Source organism: Streptomyces sp. NBC_01275 (genome assembly GCF_026340655.1).
GTDB lineage: Bacteria > Actinomycetota > Actinomycetes > Streptomycetales > Streptomycetaceae > Streptomyces.
Window position 1 is genome coordinate 2,617,460 of record NZ_JAPEOZ010000001.1, and the last position, 13,831, is coordinate 2,631,290.

The following is a 13,831-nucleotide window of genomic DNA, read 5'->3' on the forward strand; positions in this document are numbered from 1 at the left end:
TTCTGTGGCGCCTTCACACGCGGATCGCCTTTTCTAGGAGTGATAACGGATGCTGCGCACGGAACTCATCAGGCCGTTGCCCGAGATTCTCACCGAACACGCGGAACGCTTCGGCGGGAAGACTGCCTTCGCCGATGCCCAGCGTCAAGTCACCTACGCCGAACTGGAACTGCGGACCCGCCGCGTCGCCGGACACCTCGCCGCGCTGAGCGTGCACCCCGGCGACCGGGTCGCGATCTACCTGGGCAACCGGGTCGAGACGGTCGAGAGCTATCTGTCCGTCACCCGGGCCGACGCGATCGGCGTACCGCTCAACCCGCACTCCTCCGACGCCGAACTCGCCTACTTCCTCTCCGACAGCGGCGCCCGGGTCGTCGTCACCGACCCCGCCCACGCCGGGCAGGTGGCCCGGGTGCTCGACGGGGCCGACCACCCGCGGCTCGTCGTCACCGGCGGTGAGCGGATGCCGGCCGGGGCGGTCTCCTTCGAGGCCCTGGCCGCCGCCGAGCCCCCGACGGCCGCCCGCGACAGCCTGGACCTGGACGACGTCGCGTGGATGCTCTACACCTCCGGGACCACCGGCAGGCCGAAGGGCGTGCTGTCCACCCAGCGCAACTGCCTGTGGTCGGTCGCCGCCTGCTACGCGCCCGCCCTGGACCTGACCCCGGACGACCGGGTGCTGTGGCCGCTGCCGCTGTTCCACAGCCTGTCGCACATCGCGTGCGTGCTGGCGGTGACCGCGGTCGGGGCCTCGGCGCGGATCGTCGACGGGTACTCCGCCGACGAGGTCCTCGCCGCGTTGCGCCAGGAGTCGCCGACGTTCCTCGCCGGCGTGCCCACCCTCTACCACCAGCTGGTCCAGGCCGCGCAGCAGCAGGGGGTCACCGCACCCGACCTGCGGATCGGGCTGGTCGGCGGCGCGGTGACGTCGGCGGCGCTGCACCGGTCGTTCGAGGAGACCTTCGGCGTGCCGCTGCTGGACGCCTACGGCTCCACCGAGACCTCCGGCTCCATCACCGTCAACTGGCCGAACGGCGTGCGCGTCGAGGGCTCCTGCGGACTGCCGGTGCCCGGGCTGAACGTACGGCTCGTCGACCCGGAGACCGGACGGGACGTGCCTGTCGGCGCCGAGGGCGAGGTGTGGGTCAGCGGCCCCAACGTGATGGTCGGCTACCACAACCGCCCGCAGGAGACCGCGCAGGCGCTGCGCGGCGGCTGGTACCGCACCGGTGACCTGGCCCGCCGCGACGAAGCCGGCTACTTCACCGTTTCCGGCCGGATCAAGGACCTGATCATCCGGGGCGGCGAGAACATCCACCCGGCCGAGATCGAGGACGTGCTGCGCTCGGTGCCGGGCGTGGCGGACGTCGCGGTGGCAGGCAAGCCGCACGACGTCCTGGGCGAGGTGCCGGTCGCCTTCCTCGTGCCGGGCCCGGACGGCTTCGACACCGACGCGCTGTTCGCCGCGTGCCGGGAGCGGCTGGCCTACTTCAAGGTCCCCGAGGAGCTGTACGAGGTGACCCGCATCCCGCGGACGCGGTCGGGCAAGGTGACCCGTCACGTCCTCCTCGACGAGCCGGCCCGGCTGCGGGCGGCGGGAAGCGGCTATTACGAAAGTCTCTTCCGCACCGAGTGGACGCCTCTGCCGTCGGTGCCGGCCCCTGGCCTGGCCGATGAAACCCTGCCGCCCGCCGCCGCCGACGTCACCGTCCTGCCGGCGCCGGGAACACGGACCGATGCGGGAGAACTGGTCGCGGACGTGACCGCCCGGGTCCGGGCATGGGCCGCCGACGGCGAACGCCCCGGCTCGGCACGCCTGGTGGTCGTCACCCGCGGAGGCGTCGCCGTACGGCCCGACGAGCGACCCGACCCGGCGCAGGCGGCCGTCGCCGGTCTGCTGCGCGGCCTCCAGGGCGAGCCGGAGTGGGGCGACCGGCTGACGCACGTGGACATGGACATGGACGCGGACGCGGACACGCTCATGGACGCGGGCACGGATGCGGGTACAGGTACGGGTACGGGTACGGGTACGGGTACGGACGGTGTCGAGGAGGGCGGGGCCGTGCTGCCCGCCTCCGTGTTGGCCGCCGTACTGGCTTCAGGGGCCGGGCAGTTGGCCGTGCGGTCGGGGAGTCTTCTGGCCCCCGCCCTGGAGCGGCTGGCGGTCGGCGCGGGGGCCGAGTCGGGGGTGACGGCGCGTTCCACGGGCACGGTGGTCGTCGTAGGCGCGGACACCGCGGTGGGTGCGGCCGTCGCCCGGCATCTGGTCGCGGGGCATCGTGCGCGTCGTCTGCTGCTGATCGGCGAGCGGGGCGAGGAGGACCCGGCGGTCGCCGAACTCGCCGCGTTCGCAAGGGAGTCGGGAGCCGTGGTCGCCGTGACCTCCTGCCCCGCCGGTGACGGTTCGGCGCTGCGTGCGGCGCTCGGCGGGACTCGGCGCGCCGTCTCCACGGTCGTGCACGCCGCGTCCGGTCCCTTCGCGTCCGCCGCCGCGAGCGCCCTCGCGCTGGAGGAGCTCCTCGACGAGCTCCCGGCCGACGGCCACCCGGCGACGTACGTCCTGCTGTCGGCGGCATCGGGTGCGCTCGGCGCCGTCGGCGATCCCGAGGACGCCGCGTTCGCCGCGTTCTGCGACGCCTTGGCGCTGCGCCGCCGGGATCGCGGGCTGCCCGCGCTGTCGCTGTCGGTCGGCCCGTGGTCCGAGGACGACACGCCCACCCCTTCCGTACGGCCGCTGCCCGCCGGCGTGGGCACGTTGTCCCGGCGGGATCTGCCGGCCATGGCCGACGCCGCGCTGATGTCGGGCGAGCCGTCGGCCCTCGCCCTGCGGCTCGACGCACTGACCCTGTACGGGGATTCCGTGCCGGCCCTGCTGCGCGGGCTCATCGACGCTCCCACGGTCTCGGCGGACGCCGGTCGGGCCGGTGAACTGCGTGCGGAGATCGCCGCGTTGCCCGAGTCGGACCGGCTGCGCAGGCTGCTGGACGCCGTGAGCACGGCGGCCGCGGACGTCTCGGGCGAGGCGTCGGCCGGGGTCGTCCTGCCCGAACGGGCCTTCAAGGAACTGGGGTTCACGTCCGTGCAGGCCGTTCAGCTGCGCAACAAGCTGATGGAGAGCACGGGTTTACGGCTCCCCGCGACGCTCGTCTTCGATCATCCGACGCCACGGGCGGTGGCCGGGTTCCTGCTGGACGAGCTGACCGGCGGCCCGACCCGGGACGACGACGCCCCGACGACCGCCGAAACCGCCGCCACAACAGCAGCCGCAAACGCATCGGCGGACGACGACCCCATCGCGATCGTCGGCATGGCCGTACGGCTGCCCGGCGGCATCGCCTCCCCCGAGGACCTGTGGACCCTCGTCGACCAGGGCCTGGACGGCATCACCGCGTTCCCCGCCGACCGCGGCTGGGACGTGGACGGCCTCTACGACCCCGACCCCGAGCAGGCCGGCCGCACCTACGTCCGCGACGGCGGCTTCCTGCACGACGCGGGCGGGTTCGACGCGGGCTTCTTCGGCGTCTCGCCCCGTGAGGCACTGGCGATGGACCCACAGCAGCGGGTGTTCCTGGAGACCGCCTGGGAGGTCTTCGAGCACGCGGGCATCGATGTGACGAGCCTGCACGGCAGCCGGGCCGGCGTGTTCGCGGGCGCGATGAACCAGGACTACAACCTGGGCCTCGCCCAGGCGACCGAGGACACCGAGGGGTACCGCAGCACGGGGACGGCCGCCAGCGTCGTCTCCGGCCGGGTGGCGTACACGTTCGGCTTCGAGGGCCCGGCGGTAACGGTCGACACCGCCTGCTCGTCCTCTCTGGTCGCCCTGCATCTGGCCGCGCAGTCGCTGCGCTCCGGCGAGTGCGACCTGGCCGTCGCCGGAGGCGTCGCGATCATGGCCCAGCCGTCGTCGTTCGTGGAGTTCTCCCGACAGCGCGGGCTGGCTCCGGACGGGCGTCCCAAGCCGTTCGCGGCCGCGGCGGACGGTACGGGGTGGTCCGAGGGCGTCGCGGTGGTGCTGGTCGAGCGACTGTCCGACGCCCGTCGCAACGGCCACACCGTGCTGGCCACGGTCCGTGGCACGGCCGTCAACCAGGACGGCGCGTCCAACGGCCTCACCGCACCCAACGGCCCCTCCCAGCAGCGCGTCATCCGCCAGGCCCTCGCCAACGCCGGGCTCGCCCCCGCCGACGTCGACGCCGTCGAGGCGCACGGGACGGGCACGGTGCTGGGCGACCCGATCGAGGCCCAGGCCCTCATCAACACCTACGGCAAGGGCCGGGACGCCGAACGACCGTTGTGGCTCGGCTCCCTCAAGTCCAACATCGGCCACACCCAGGCCGCCGCCGGAGTCGCCGGAGTCATCAAGTCCGTCCTCGCCCTGCAGCACGGCGCCCTCCCCCGCACCCTCCACGTCGACGCGCCCACCCCGCACGTCGACTGGTCCGCCGGCCGCGTCGAACTCCTCACGGAGTCCGTGCCGTGGCCCCGCGCCGACCGTCCCCGACGCATCGGCGTCTCGGCCTTCGGCGTCAGCGGGACGAACGCGCACGTCATCCTCGAGGAAGCGCCGGAAGCGCCGGATGCTCTCGGAGCCGTCGAAGCTGACGAAGCCGTCGAAGTTCTCGAAGTTCTCGAACCCGCTTCTCCGGACGTCTCCGAAAAGGTGTCGCCCGCGGTCGTGCCCTGGATCCTGTCCGCGAAGACCCCGACCGCCCTGGCGGACATGGCCCGCCGACTCCACCACCACGTCACCCACAACCCCCACGCCACCGTGACCGACATCGCCGGATCACTGCTGCGGCGAGCCCGACTCGAACACCGCGCAGTGATCGTCGGCGCCGACCGGGAAGAACTGCAGCGCGGACTCTCCGCCCTCGCCGACGGCACCCCCGACCGCGCAGTAATCACCGGCAACGGCAACGGCAACGGAACCGGAACCGGCAACAACCAGACCGACGGGAAACTCGTCTTCGTCTTCCCCGGCCAGGGCACCCAATGGGCCGGCATGGGCGCAGGCCTCCTCGACACCAGCCCCGTCTTCGCCCAAGCCATCGCCGCCTGCGAAGAAGCCCTCGCACCCTACTGCGACTGGAAACTCACCGACGTCCTGCGCCAGACACCCGGCGCACCCACCCTCGACCGCGTCGACGTCGTCCAACCCGCCTCCTTCGCCCTCATGACCGCCCTCGCCCGACTCTGGCAACACCACGGCATCACCCCCCACGCCGTCATCGGCCACTCCCAAGGCGAAATCGCCGCAGCCCACATCGCCGGAGCACTCACCCTCCACGACGCCGCACGCGTCGTAGCCCTCCGCAGCCAAGCCATCGCCCGCCACCTCGCCGGACACGGCGCCATGCTCTCCATCCCCCTGCCAGCCGAACAGGTCGCCCACCACCTCACCCCCTACAACGGCCGACTCCACATCGCCACCCTCAACGGACCCACCTCAACCGTCACCGCAGGCGACCCCCAAGCCATCGACCACCTCCACCACAAACTCACCGAAACAGGCATACGAGCCCGCAAGATCCCCGTCGACTACGCCTCCCACACCCCCCACGTCGAAACCATCCACGACGAACTCACCCACCTCCTCCACGACATCACACCCCACACCCCCACCACCCCCATGTACTCCACCACCGACCAGAACTGGATCACCCAACCAACCCTCAACACCCACTACTGGTACCGAAACCTCCGCCAACCCGTCCACTTCCACCAAGGCATCACCACCCTCGCCAACACCAACCACCACACCTACCTCGAAATCAGCACCCACCCCGTCCTCACCACCGCCATCGAAGACACCCTCACCAACACCCCCACCCACACCACCGCCACCGCCACCGCCACCGCCACCGCCACCGCACTCCCCACCCTCCGCCGCAACCAACCCGAACACACCACCTTCCTCCAAGCCCTGGCCCGCCTCCACACCACCACCCACCACACCCCCCACTGGCACCTCCCCACCACCCACACCACCCCCACCACCACCCACACCCCCCTCCCCACCTACCCCTTCCAACACCAGCGCTACTGGCCGACGCCCGCGCCGCAGCAGCAGACGGCAGCGGCGGCCGATCCGCAGGAGGCGTTGTTCTGGAAGGCGGTCGAGGAGGAAGACCTGTCCGTCCTCTCGGCGACGCTGGACGCGGCCGAGGGTCGGGACCGGGAGGCCGTAGCCTCCGCGCTGCCCGCGCTGGCGAGTTGGCGGCGGCGCAGTCGGCAGCGTGCCGCGGTGGACGCGTGGCGGTACCGGGTCGTCTGGCGGCGGCTGGGCATCGTCAACCCGAGCCGGGTGTCCGGGACTTGGCTGGTCGTGGTCCCGGAGGGCTTCGCCGACGACGGCAGGGTGACCAGGGCGCTGGGCGCGCTCGAGGCCCACGGCACGAAGTGCGTCGTATGGGAGATCGGGGACGGGGACGCCGAACGGGGCGTTCTGGCCGACCGGTTGGCAGCGGAGAGGGCGGCGGGGGCCGAGTACGGGGCTGTGCTGTCGTTCCTCTCGCTGGACGAGCGGCCGCATGCCGTCTTTCCGGCCGTGCCGACCGGGCTCGCGCTGCTGGCGGCGCTCGTGCCGGCGTTGGCCGAAGCCGAGGTCACCGCTCCGCTGTGGGCGGTGACGACGGGCGGCACGGACGGTCCCGACGGGCCGGAAGTAACCCCTGTCCAGGCGCTCACCTGGGGTTTCGGGCTGGTGGCGGCCTTGGAGCAGCCTCGCCTGTGGGGCGGTCTGGTGGACCTGCCGGCGGAGCCTGACGAGCGTGCGCTACGGCAGCTGGTCGGGGCGTTGCACGGCCAGGGCGACGAGGACCAGCTCGCGATCCGCGGCTCCGGGGTGTTCGCCCGGCGGCTGGTGCGGGCGCCTCTGGGCGAGGGCCCGGCCCGGCGGACGTGGAACCCGCGCGGCACCATCCTGGTGACGGGCGGCACCGGAGGCGTCGGCGGGCAGATCGCCCGCCGGCTGGCGGGCGCGGGTGCCGAGCATCTGCTGCTGGTCAGCCGCCGGGGAGCCGCCGGGGCGGGTACGACGGAGCTGGTCGCCGAGCTCGAACGGCTCGGCGCATCGGTGACCGTGGCCGCCTGCGACCTGGCCGACCCGGAGGCGTCGGAGGCGTCGGAGGCGTCGGAGGCGTCGGACGCCTCAGGCGCACCGGCCGTCTCAGTCGCTTCGACCACACTGGCCGCGCTGATCGCGGCGGTGCCGGACGACCGGCCGCTGACCGCCGTCGTGCACGCGGCGGGGCTGGGGCAGCAGAGCCTCATCGCCGAGACGCCGCCGGAGGAGTTCGCCCGCATCCTGGCGGGGAAGGTCGTCGGCGCGCGAACGCTGGACGCGGTGCTCGGCGACCGTCCGCTCGACGCCTTCGTCCTCGTCTCGTCGAACGCGGGCGTGTGGGGCGGCGGTGGGCAGGGCGCGTACGCCGCGGCAAACGCCTACCTGGACGCGCTGGCCCGGGACCGGCGTCGGCGCGGGCTGACGGCGACCTCCGTCGCCTGGGGTTCCTGGGCCGGGGCGGGCCTCGGCGCGGTCGACGGGGCCGCGGAGCGGCTGGCGCGGCTCGGCGTCACGGCGATGGACCCGGAGACGGCGGTCCGCGCACTGTTCGCCGCGGTCGAGCGGGACGAGACCGCGGTGTCGGTGGCGGACATCGACTGGGCGCGGTTCGCGCCGGGCTTCACCGCCGCGCGCCCCAGCCCGCTGCTGAGCGAACTCTCCGAAGTCCAGGCGGCGTTGCGCGAACCCGAGGTCGGCGCGGAGGGCACGACGGGCTCGGGCAACGGGTCCGGAGCCGGGACCGGGACCGTTCTGGCCGGCCGGATCGCCGCACTGCCCGAGGCCGACCGGGAGTCCGCCGTACTGAGCAGTGTGCGCGCCCACGCGGCGGCCGTGCTCGGACACCCGGACCCGTCGGCGGTGGACGCGGACGCTCCGTTCACCGGCCAGGGCTTCGACTCGATGACGGCGGTGCAGCTGCGCAACACCCTGGTCAAGGAGTTCGGTCTGCGACTGCCGACCACGCTCCTCTTCGACCGTCCGACGCCGCGGGCGGTGGCCCGGTTCCTGCTGGACGAGCTGACCGGCGGCCCGACCCGGGACGAGGACGCCCCGACGGCCGCCGTGACCGCCTCCACCACCGGGACCAGCACCGCATCCGTGGGCGACGATCCCATCGCGATCGTCGGCATGGCCGTACGGCTGCCCGGCGGCATCGCCTCCCCCGAGGACCTGTGGCAGCTGCTCGACTCCGGCGGCGAGGCGCTGTCCGACTTCCCGGCCGACCGGGGCTGGGACGTCGACGGCATCTACGACCCCGAGCCGGGACTGCCGGGCAAGACGTACACCCGCAGGGGCGGATTCCTCGACGGCGCGGCCGACTTCGATCCGGGGTTCTTCCGGATCTCGCCGCGCGAGGCGCTGGGCATGGACCCGCAGCACCGGGTGTTCCTGGAGACCTCGTGGGAGGTCTTCGAGCGGGCGGGCATCGACGTGACGACCCTGCACGGTTCGCGGACCGGCGTCTTCGCCGGCGGCTTCCACACCGGGTACACCATCGGCGCGGACCTCATCGGCGAAGGCGTGGACGGCTATACGTCCCACAACAACCTGCCGAGCGTGCTGTCCGGCCGGGTGTCCTTCACCTACGGCTTCGAGGGGCCGGCGGTAACGGTGGACACCGCCTGCTCGTCCTCTCTGGTCGCCCTGCATCTGGCCGCGCAGTCGCTGCGCTCGGGCGAGTGCGACCTGGCCGTCGCCGGGGGCGTGGCCGTGATGGCCCGGCCGTCGACCTTCGTGGAGTTCTCCAGGCAGCGCGGACTCGCGGCCGACGGCCGTAACAAGGCCTTCGCGGCGGCCGCCGACGGAACCGGCTGGTCCGAGGGCGTCGCCGTCATCCTCGTCGAGCGACTGTCCGACGCCCGCCGCAACGGCCACACCGTGCTGGCCACGGTCCGCAGTACGGCGATCAACCAGGACGGCGCGTCCAACGGCCTCACCGCACCCAACGGCCCCTCCCAGCAGCGCGTCATCCGCCAGGCCCTCGCCAACGCCGGGCTCGACGTCCAGGACGTCGACCTCGTCGAGGCCCACGGCACGGGCACGGTGCTGGGCGACCCGATCGAGGCCCAGGCCCTCATCAACACCTACGGCAACGGCCGGGACCCCGAACACCCGCTCTGGCTCGGGTCCCTCAAGTCCAACGTCGGCCACACCCAGGCCGCCGCGGGCATGGCCGGGGTGATCAAGACCGTCCTCGCCCTACGCCACCGGACCATGCCCCAGACCCTCCACGTCGACGCACCCACCCCCCACGTCGACTGGTCCGCCGGCACCGTCCGACTCCTCACCGAACCCCGCCCCTGGAACGACCCCGGCCGCCCCCGCCGAGCCGCCGTCTCCGCCTTCGGCGTCAGCGGGACGAACGCGCACGTCATCCTCGAGGAAGCGCCGGAAGCGCCGGATGCTCTCGGAGCCGTCGAAGCTGACGAAGCCGTCGAAGCCGTCGAAGCTCTCGAACCCGCTTCTCCGGACGTCTCTGAAGAGGCGTCGCCCGCGGTCGTGCCCTGGATCCTGTCCGCGAAGACCCCGACCGCCCTGGCGGACATGGCCCGCCGACTCCACCACCACATCACCCACAACCCCCACGCCACCGTGACCGACATCGCCGGATCACTGCTGCGGCGAGCCCGACTCGAACACCGCGCAGTGATCGTCGGCGCCGACCGGGAAGAACTGCAGCGCGGACTCTCCGCCCTCGCCGACGGCACCCCCGACCGCGCAGTAATCACCGGAAACGGAACCGGAACGGGAACCGGAACCGGAACCGGCCAGAGCGACGGGAAACTCGTCTTCGTCTTCCCCGGCCAGGGCACCCAATGGGCCGGCATGGGCGCAGGCCTCCTCGACACCAGCCCCGTCTTCGCCCAAGCCATCGCCGCCTGCGAAGAAGCCCTCGCACCCTACTGCGACTGGAAACTCACCGACGTCCTGCGCCAGACACCCGGCGCACCCACCCTCGACCGCGTCGACGTCGTCCAACCCGCCTCCTTCGCCCTCATGACCGCCCTCGCCCGACTCTGGCAACACCACGGCATCACCCCCCACGCCGTCATCGGCCACTCCCAAGGCGAAATCGCCGCAGCCCACATCGCCGGAGCACTCACCCTCCACGACGCCGCACGCGTCGTAGCCCTCCGCAGCCAAGCCATCGCCCGCCACCTCGCCGGACACGGCGCCATGCTCTCCATCCCCCTGCCAGCCGAACAGGTCGCCCACCACCTCACCCCCTACAACGGCCGACTCCACATCGCCACCCTCAACGGACCCACCTCAACCGTCACCGCAGGCGACCCCCAAGCCATCGACCACCTCCACCACAAACTCACCGAAACAGGCATACGAGCCCGCAAGATCCCCGTCGACTACGCCTCCCACACCCCCCACGTCGAAACCATCCACGACGAACTCACCCACCTCCTCCACGACATCACACCCCACACCCCCACCACCCCCATGTACTCCACCACCGACCAGAACTGGATCACCCAACCAACCCTCAACACCCACTACTGGTACCGAAACCTCCGCCAACCCGTCCACTTCCACCAAGGCATCACCACCCTCGCCAACACCAACCACCACACCTACCTCGAAATCAGCACCCACCCCGTCCTCACCACCGCCATCGAAGACACCCTCACCAACACCCCCACCCACACCACCGCCACCGCCACCGCACTCCCCACCCTCCGCCGCAACCAACCCGAACACACCACCTTCCTCCAAGCCCTGGCCCGCCTCCACACCACCACCCACCACACCCCCCACTGGCACCTCCCCACCACCCACACCACCACCCACACCCCCCTCCCCACCTACCCCTTCCAACACCAGCGCTACTGGCTGAAGCCGGGCAGCGGTGAGGGATCAGCGTCGACGGACATCGGTGCGGTCGGTCTCGGCCGGAGCGGGCATCCGTTGCTGGGCGCGGTCGTGGAGTTGCCCGAGTCGGACGGGGCGGTCTTCACCAACCGCGTCTCGCTCAACACGCATCCCTGGCTCGCGGACCACTCCGTCTCGGGTACCGTCCTGGTCCCCGGCGCCGCGCTCCTCGAACTGGTGGTGCGGGCCGGCGACGAGTCGGGCGAGTCCGCGGTGTCGGAGCTGGTGGTCGAGTCGCCGCTGGCGCTGCCCGCCTCGGGAGCCGTGCAGTTGCGGGTGACCGTGGGGGCGCGGGACGGAGCGGGCCTGCGGTCCGTCGCGGTGCACTCCCGTGCCCAGGACGCGCTCGACGGCACGCCGTGGTCCCGGCACGTGACCGGCTTCCTCGGCGGAGTACGGCCGACGCCCGCCGACGTCCCCGCCGTCTGGCCGCCGTCGACGGCCCGGGCGGTGCCGGTCGAGGGCTTCTACGACGTCCAGCGCGCCGCCGGTTTCGAGTTCGGCCCGCTGTTCCGGGGGCTGCGCCGGGTCTGGGCCGGGGACGACGAGGTCTTCGCCGAGGTGGCGCTGCCCGAAGACGCCGAGGGCGTGTCGGACTTCCTGCTGCACCCGGCCCTGCTCGACGCCGCACTGCACGCGGCCGCGTTCCTGCCCGGCCGCTCGGGGCCGGACGCGCCGGCGAGGCTGCCGTTCGCCTGGAGCGGGGTGGCGGTGCACGCGACGGGAGCCACCGCCCTGCGGGTGCGCGTCCGGCCGTCCGGCACGGACGACATCACCGTCGACCTGGCCGACCCCACGGGAGCCCCGGTGGCCACGATCGGCGCGCTGACGATGCGTCCGGCCGACCTGGACCGGCTGCCCGGCCGGGACGCGACCGGCGACATGCTGCTGCGCACGGCATGGCAGCCGCTGGAGACACCCACGGCCACAACGGCAACCGCAACCGCAACCGCACCACCCGTACTCGGTGCGGTGCTGGACCTGGCCACGCCGGCCGCGGAAGACGTCGTCGCCGATTCCGCCATGCCCGACCGTGCGCGGGTGCTGGTCGCGCGGGCGCTGGACGGGGTGCAGCGGCATCTGGCGGACGGGGTGCCCGACGAGCCGCTGGTGGTGCTGACCCGGGCGGCACGGCGTGATCCGGCGATGGCCGCGGTGTGGGGGCTGGTCCGGGTGGCGCAGTCGGAGAACCCCGGGCAGGTCGTCCTGGTCGACGTCGACGACGCGCCGGAGTCCCGTCGGCTGCTGCCCGCCGCGATCGCGACCGGCGAGCCCCAACTGGCCGTGCACGACGGGGCAGTGACCGTACCGCGCCTGATCCGGCACGAGCCGACCGGTACACCGGACAACGGGTCGAACGACAGGTCGAACGACGGGCCGGGCTACGCCCCGGCACGTGCCCTCGACCCCGACGGCACCGTCCTCGTCACCGGCGGCACCGGCACCCTGGGTGCTCTGGTCGCGCGTCGGCTGGTCACCCGGCACGGCGTGCGCCGGCTGCTGCTGACGAGTCGACGGGGTGCGGACGCGCCGGGCGCGCGGGACCTGGTCGAGGAGCTCACGGCGTTGGGGGCGGCGGTCACGGTGGTCGCGTGCGACATCGGCGACCCGGTCCAGGCCGGGCGGCTGATCGCGGGCGTGCCGACGGCGCACCCCCTGACGGCGGTGATCCACTCCGCGGCCGTTCTGGACGACGGTGTGTTCACCTCGCTGGATCCCTCGCGCGTCGACCGGGTGTTCGCGCCCAAGGTCGACGGGGCGTGGCATCTGCACCGGCTGACCGAGCGGCTGGATCTGGCGGCGTTCGTCCTGTTCTCCTCGGCGTCGGGCACGCTCGGCAACGCGGGGCAGGGCAACTACGCGGCCGGCAACGGCTTCCTGGACGGCCTCGCCGAGTACCGCAGGGAACGCGGGCTGCCCGCGCTGTCGTTGGCCTGGGGGCTGTGGGAGCAGGCGAGCGAGATGACCGGCGCACTGCTGGCCGGGGCGCAGGGACATCTCAAGCAGGACGTCCTCGCGATGAGCGACGAGGAGGGCCTCACCCTTTTCGACACCGCTTTCCGCAGCTCCGGGCTCGCTGACACGACGCTCACCGGCGTCTCGACCGCCACCTCCACCGGCATCCCCGTCGCCCCCGCCGTTCTCGTCCCCGTCAAGCTCAACCCCGCCGCGCTGCGGCAGGCCGTGAACCCGCCGGCCGTACTGCGGGCCCTGGCGCCGCAGGCGCGGACGGCGTCGCGGTCGGCGCTGCGGCCGACGGCCCGGCAGGGCGAGCGCGTCGACGCCTCGGCGCGAGAGGACTCCCTGGTCGACCGGTTGCGGCCGCTCGCTCCGCGGGAGCGGCTGGCGGGGCTGCTCGACGCGGTCCTCGCGCACACCGCGGCGACGCTGGGCCACGCCGGGACCGGCACGATCGGTGCGCGGCAGGCCTTCAAGGACCTCGGCTTCGACTCCCTCGCGGCAGTCGACCTGCGCAACCGCATCGCCGCCGGCGTCGGGCTGCGGCTCCCGGCGACCCTGGTGTTCGACCACCCGAGCCCCACCGCGCTCGCCGAGCACCTGTTGACCGAGCTCGGCCTGGCCGACGACGCCGCGGAGCCCGCCGCCGACCTGGCGCTCGGCGAACTGCGCACGCTCATGGACGCGTTGGGCGAGCGGCTGGCGGATCCTGCGGACCGCGCGCGGATGGCGGCCGGACTGCGCAGGCTCGCGACCGAGTGGCAGTCCCCCGACCGCACGTCCGCTGCGGACGCCTCGAACCCCGCCGGCGCGAGCGCGGACCACCTGGAGCTGGCGAGCGACGACGACATCCTCCGGTTGGCCGAGGCCGAACTGGACCTGTCCTGAGCCGCGATCCCGCCTCGGATCCCGCTCTCGGAC

1 protein-coding gene is annotated in these 13,831 nt (G+C 73.0%); it reads left to right on the forward strand.

The genetic code is table 11. The features are described from left to right. Positions 1-49: 49 nt before the first annotated feature. On the forward strand, positions 50-13,798 hold the full coding sequence (locus tag OG562_RS11335; protein WP_266396325.1) for a type I polyketide synthase: 13,749 nt from the start codon (positions 50-52) through the stop codon (positions 13,796-13,798). Positions 13,799-13,831 lie beyond the last annotated feature (33 nt).